The sequence below is a fragment of the Jatrophihabitans lederbergiae genome (assembly GCF_031845305.1).
GTDB lineage: Bacteria > Actinomycetota > Actinomycetes > Mycobacteriales > Jatrophihabitantaceae > Jatrophihabitans_A > Jatrophihabitans_A lederbergiae.
In genome coordinates this window covers 1-3,537 of the sequence record NZ_JAVREH010000120.1, presented here as the reverse complement: position 1 = coordinate 3,537, position 3,537 = coordinate 1, and the positions used below count along the sequence as shown (strand labels likewise).

Here is a 3,537-nt window from a genome sequence, read left to right as displayed (position 1 = left end):
GATACAACTCGACAGCGTCGCGGCGAAACTCCTCGGAGTAGTTCTTCCTCGCCATGAGTGGATCATCTCGCTTCCACCCCACCGAAGCAGGGATTGAGCGTGTCCACTACTCGGGGTCAGGTCCCGTCATCAGTGCTTTGGGTCCCGCGGTCGCGTATCGCCGTCGTACAACAGACGAATACGATCGCAAGATCGTGGAACTGGTTCGCGAAAGTGGTGGCATCAACGCCCGAATCGTTAAAATCGCTCTTGACCTGGAAAGCGTCGCCGCATCGCGCGTGCTTGGTGACCTCGTAGACCGCGGCATCTTGACCAAGACGTCCGACGCCCAGCGAGGGCCATCCGTCACATACGGACCGGGCTCGTCGTTCCCCTCTAGTTCAAAGAAGCGCACAAAGTCGAGGCCGAATTCCGACGACGCGCCTGACCCACCCGACTCCCAAGATCAGTTGTTTTGAACATGAGGACTAGATCCCGACTCACACGCACCCGGCGTTCACCGCTTCAGCCGAGATCCGCGTTATTGAGCCCGCGGCGGAAGTAGGGCGACCAAACCATGGCACCCAGCGATGACGAGCCAGCCAGCGGACACCGTTCGCTGACTGTCCTGGAAGCCGAGCTTGCTGCCATGCGAGCGCAGGTGGCACATCTGCGCTCGGAGAACGCGCGGCTGCTGCGCCTGTTGGACCTGACGCCGGCGCAGGCGCGCCCTCCGGGTCCGGCGCAGACGGGTATCTTCGACGCGGCACCCGGCTCAGTGCACGTCGGTTCGTCGCCGGCAACGAAGGTCGCGTTCTTTGCCGCTCTGTTCGGCGCTCGTACCGATGTCTATGCCGTGCGGTGGGAGAACCGCCGCTCGGGCAAGGCGGGGTGGATGCCGGCTGTGCGGGGCGGCTGGCGCCGTGGGGTGCCGGCAGCTCAGCGGGAGTACCTCCCGCTGACCGAACAGGTGCTGACGGCGCACCTGTCGGGCGAGCTCGATCTCGGGCTGTATCCGTTGTTGGACGGCGATCGGTGTTGGTGGCTCGCGGCCGACTTCGACGGCCCCGCCGCGATGCTCGATGCGCTGGCCTATCTGAAAGCGGCACGGGCGGTCGGTGCCCCGGTGGCGCTGGAGGTGTCCCGCTCAGGCACCGGAGCGCATGCGTGGCTGTTCTTCGCCGCGCCGGTGCCGGCCGCGGTCGCGCGCCAGGTCGGTAGTGGTTTGCTGCGTGAGGCGATCGCGCTGCGGGGCCGGATGAGCCTGGCCAGCTACGACCGCCTGTTCCCCTCCCAGGACGTCCTTCAGGTCGGCGGCCTCGGCAATCTGATCGCTGCGCCACTACAGGGGCGTTGTCGTCGTCTGGGCACGACCCTGTTTCTTGACGTGGCCACGCTGGAACCGCATGACGACCAGTGGGCCTACCTCTCCACAGTCGGCAGGGTATCTCCTCGGGAGCTGTCCCGGCTGGCTAAGCAACTGGGGCCGGTCAGCGTCGGTGCCGGCGTGGAACGGCTACGGGCCGCGACCTCGACTCGGATCACCGTTGCGCCGCCCGCCGTGATTCACGCGCGCCGTGGAGCTGTGATCACCCTCGACGGGGCGGATCTGCCGCCGGCGCTGCTGGCCACTCTGAAACATGCGGCGTCGATGCCCAATCCGATCTTTTACGAACGTCAACGTCGCCGGGCCTCGACCTGGGACACGCCACGATTCCTCGTCAGTTACGACGAGACCATCACCGGTGATCTCGTTCTGCCGCGTGGCCTCAGCGCGCGGTTGGAAGAACTCATCGCCGAGGTCGGCAGCCGGCTCGAGATGGTCGACGAAACCACGCCCGGGCAGCCGCAGGACTTCACCTTCCAGGCCGAGCTCGACCCCGAGCAGCAGGCCGCCCACGACGCCCTGGCCGGTCACGATCTCGGTGTGCTGGTCGCCCCTCCCGGGGCCGGCAAGACCGTGATCGCCTGTGCCCTTGCCGCCCACCACGACGTCTCGACGCTCGTCCTGGTCGACCGCAAAGCGCTCGCCGATCAGTGGCGAGCACGCATTCATGACTATCTGGGCTTCAAGGCCGGACAACGCGGCGGCGGCCGTGCCAAGACCACCGGCGTCATCGACGTCGCCACCCTGCAGACCTTGTCGCGGGTGACCGACATAGCCGAGCTGACCGCCGACTATGGGCTCGTCATCGTCGATGAATGTCATCACGTGCCAGCCGCAGCGTTCGAGCACGCCGTCCGTCAGATTCCGGCACGACGCTGGATCGGGCTCACCGCAACCCCCTACCGCCGCGACCAGCTCGACGACCTCATCGCACTACAGCTCGGCCCAACCCGACACACGATGACCCAGGCCACATCAGGAACACTGTCCTACCGGGCAGTTGACTCCGTCGCGCCACAGCCACAGCTGCGCTTACACACCACCGACTTCCGCTACACCGGCGACACCGGCCCATCAGCACCGGGCGGGATCGCCACGGTCTACCGAGAGCTCACGGCCGACGAGCGCCGCAACCAGCAGATCATCGGCGACGTAGTGGATGCGCTCGAACGCGGTCGACACTGTCTGGTCCTCACCCAGTGGACCGGACACCTCGAACACCTCGCCGAACTCCTGCGCGAACGAAGTCATGATCCGGTGGTGCTACGGGGAGGGATGGGCGCCAAGGCCCGCGCAGCCGCCCTGAGCCGGCTTGACCCGCAGGCCTCCGATGCGCCGCTACTCGTCGTTGCCACCGGCTCCTACATCGGCGAAGGCTTCGACTGCCCAGCGCTCGACGCACTCTTCCTCACAGCACCCATCGCATTCAAAGGGCGCCTCGTTCAATATGTCGGAAGAATCATGCGTCCTTACCCCGAAAAAACAACAGCCGAAGTCCACGATTACCACGACGCAGCGACCGGAGTTCTTGCATCATCGCTTAGCAAACGCGCCTCCGGATATACAAGTCTCGGATTTCCCGATCCACGGAGAATCTAAATCCAAAAATCGAACACAGGTTGCATACGAATGCTTCCCTCTACTCATATCTCAGCGTCAGCGAAAACCGCCAAAACAATCCGATAACTGCGGGAACGACTCCAAGTGCACCCCTCCCTTATCAATTCACTAATTCCACAGCGCGCGACAAGACGTGCGACTGTTATGCCAGCACGCGGTAGGGTGCTCTCATGCGCGCGGTGGAGGACACCACCACACTTCCCGGATCGCGCACATCGTCCGCTCTCGGGCGGGCCGTCCGCTGACGTCCGTCACTGTTCAGCGCCACACTGCCAGTCCGTTTTATCCATATTCATGGACACGCGCAGTCGAGCAAAGGCTTATTGCATAAGGATTTTCTCGGAACCGCGAATCCCGGCAAACGGCGTCGAACGAGACCGTAGGCTGCCCAACTGGCTACCGATGCTCATGGCCTAGGACAGAGTTAGCCCTAATACCGTTCAGTTAGTGGGTTGTGATCTGGTAGATGGGTGGGTGTTGGGGTCGGGGCCAGGTGGCGTGGTGGGCGCGTTTGACGTGCCATTTGGGCATCTTTCTTTTGATGACGCGGG

1 protein-coding gene is annotated in these 3,537 nt (G+C 64.0%); it reads left to right on the top strand.

Annotated elements, in window-relative coordinates; genetic code table 11:
- Nucleotides 1–556: 556 nt before the first annotated feature.
- Entirely contained in the window at nt 557–2,965 is a 2,409-nt protein-coding gene (locus RM423_RS24265) for a TOTE conflict system archaeo-eukaryotic primase domain-containing protein (protein WP_311425612.1), read from the top strand.
- Nucleotides 2,966–3,537 lie beyond the last annotated feature (572 nt).